The following is a 2,001-nucleotide window of genomic DNA, read 5'->3' as shown; positions in this document are numbered from 1 at the left end:
ATCCGACGGGTGGGTGCAAACCAAGCTGATGGACGCGCTGATCACCACCGCCCGCCTGATCCTGGCCGCCGTCTTCGCGGTGGCCGGGACGGGCAAGCTGCTCGACCGGGCCGGCACGCAGCAGGCCGTCACGAGCTTCGGGGTCCCGTCCCGGCTCGCGCCGGCCGTCGCCCGCCTCCTGCCGCTGGTGGAGCTGAGTGTGGCGGTCGGCCTCTTGCCGGCGATCTCGGCGCGGGGAGCCGCGCTGGGCGCGCTGGGGCTCCTGGTGGTCTTCGAGAGCGCGATCCTCGCCAGCCTGGCGCGCGGGCAGCGGCCGCCCTGTCGCTGCTTCGGGCAGCTCCAGACCACCCCGGTCGGGTGGGCCACGGTGGCGCGGAACGCGGGGCTGGCGGCCCTGGCGGCGGTGGTGCTCGCGCGCGAGGGCGGGGGCGGCAGCCTGCTCGCCTGGCTTTCGGGGATGACCGGGGCCGAGCGCGGGATGATAAGCGTGGCCGCCCTCGCCCTCGGCGTCGGGGCCGTCCAGGGCTGGCTCCTCCTGCAGCTGATGCGGCAGCACGGCCGGCTCGTGCTGCGGCTGGACGCCGTCGAGGCGCGGCTGGGGATGGGCGACGGCGTGGTTCCCCACGGCCCTTCCGATCACGCGCACGCGGGGCACCCGATCGGCACGCGAGCGCCGGCTTGGCAGCTGGCGGACGAGGCGGGGGCGCCGGCGACCCTGGACGAGCTGCTCGGGGCCGGCGCGCCGCTGGTGCTGGTCTTCCTGGACCCCGACTGCGGCGCGTGCAGCGGCCTGCTGCCGGACCTCGCCCGCTGGCAGGACGACGCGGCGCTCCCGCTCAAGCTCGTCACGGTCAGCCGGCGAGACGGGACGTCGCGCGCGTACGCGGCGCACGGCCTCCGCCCCGTGTTCCTGCAGGAGGGGTCCGAGGTGGCCGACGCCTACGGGGTGTCGGGATGGCCGGCCGCAGTGCTCGTGCGCCCCGACGGCACCATCGGCAGCCCGGTCGTGATGGGGGCGGAGGCCATCCGGCACCTGGTGGCGCACGTCGGCGCCGCGCCCGAGCTGGCGGCCGCGCCGCCCGCCAACGGCGACGCGCGGGCGGCCTCGCTCCCGCTGCTGGCGAGAGGGTCACCGCGATGAAGACGCGCGTATCAGCGGCGGCACTGGCGGTCCTCGCCGGACTCGTGGTGATCTCGACGATCGGGTGGCTGAAGGGGACGGCGCCCGAGGCCGGGGCACAGGCTGGACCGCCGGAAGAGGGGCGGGCGGTGCCGGAGGCGACGGACGCCGCCGGGGCGGGGTCGACCGAGGACGAATCTCCGCCTGCCCTCCCGCTGCCGGTGGTTCGGACCGTGACCATGCGCTCGATCACCCGGCAGGGGATCATGGACCTGGCCTACGGTGCCGGGTTCCTGTGGGGCCTCGACGGCGGGGCCCGCGAGCCTCGACACTTCGTGGTCCGGATTCGCCCCCGGGACGGGGCCATCCTGCAACAGTTCCCGGCCCCGAACCAGTTGCGGTTCTTCGGGGATGGCAGCCAGAGTCTCGCCTTCGCCGAGGGTCGCCTCTGGGTGCTCAACTTCTTCGACGACCTGGTGTACGAGATGTTGCCGGGCCGGCTCCTGGGCATGATCGGGGCGCCCCGGACCGACGTGACCTCCGGCCTGGGCTTCGATGGAACCCACCTCTGGTACGGCCAGTCTGAGACCCGGGGGACCAGTGGAGGGGCGCTCCTCCGGCAGATGCGCACGAACGGGGAGATCCTCAAGGGCATCCGGGTCCCCTTCAGGTTCGTGAACGACATCGCGTTTGTCCGGGGCGCCATGTTCGTCAGCGGGAGCGACAGTCCGGGGAGCGGCTACTTCATCTACCAGGTCCACAGCGGCACGGGCCGGATCCTTCGGCGATTCCAAAAGCGCCCGTGCGAGTACGGGCTCGCCTTCGACGGCGTGTACCTCTGGAGCGGGGATTGGTGCCGCCATCAGTATCGCCTCTACCGG

Annotated in this window: 2 protein-coding genes; both read left to right on the top strand. The window is 73.8% G+C overall.

What is annotated here, in order from left to right:
• A partial coding sequence (locus tag VGW35_11040; protein ID HEV8308192.1) for a MauE/DoxX family redox-associated membrane protein occupies nucleotides 1-1,141 on the top strand: 1,141 nt, incomplete at its 5' end.
• Nucleotides 1,138-2,001: hypothetical protein (locus tag VGW35_11035; protein HEV8308191.1), on the top strand; the 864-nt coding region annotated here is incomplete at its 3' end. The genes VGW35_11040 and VGW35_11035, both read left to right, overlap by 4 nt.

The organism is Candidatus Methylomirabilota bacterium (genome assembly GCA_036005065.1).
Taxonomy (GTDB): Bacteria; Methylomirabilota; Methylomirabilia; order Rokubacteriales; family DASRDR01; genus DASYQW01.
The sequence above is the reverse complement of the archived record's forward strand: the minus strand, read 5'-3'. Positions and strand labels throughout refer to the sequence as shown.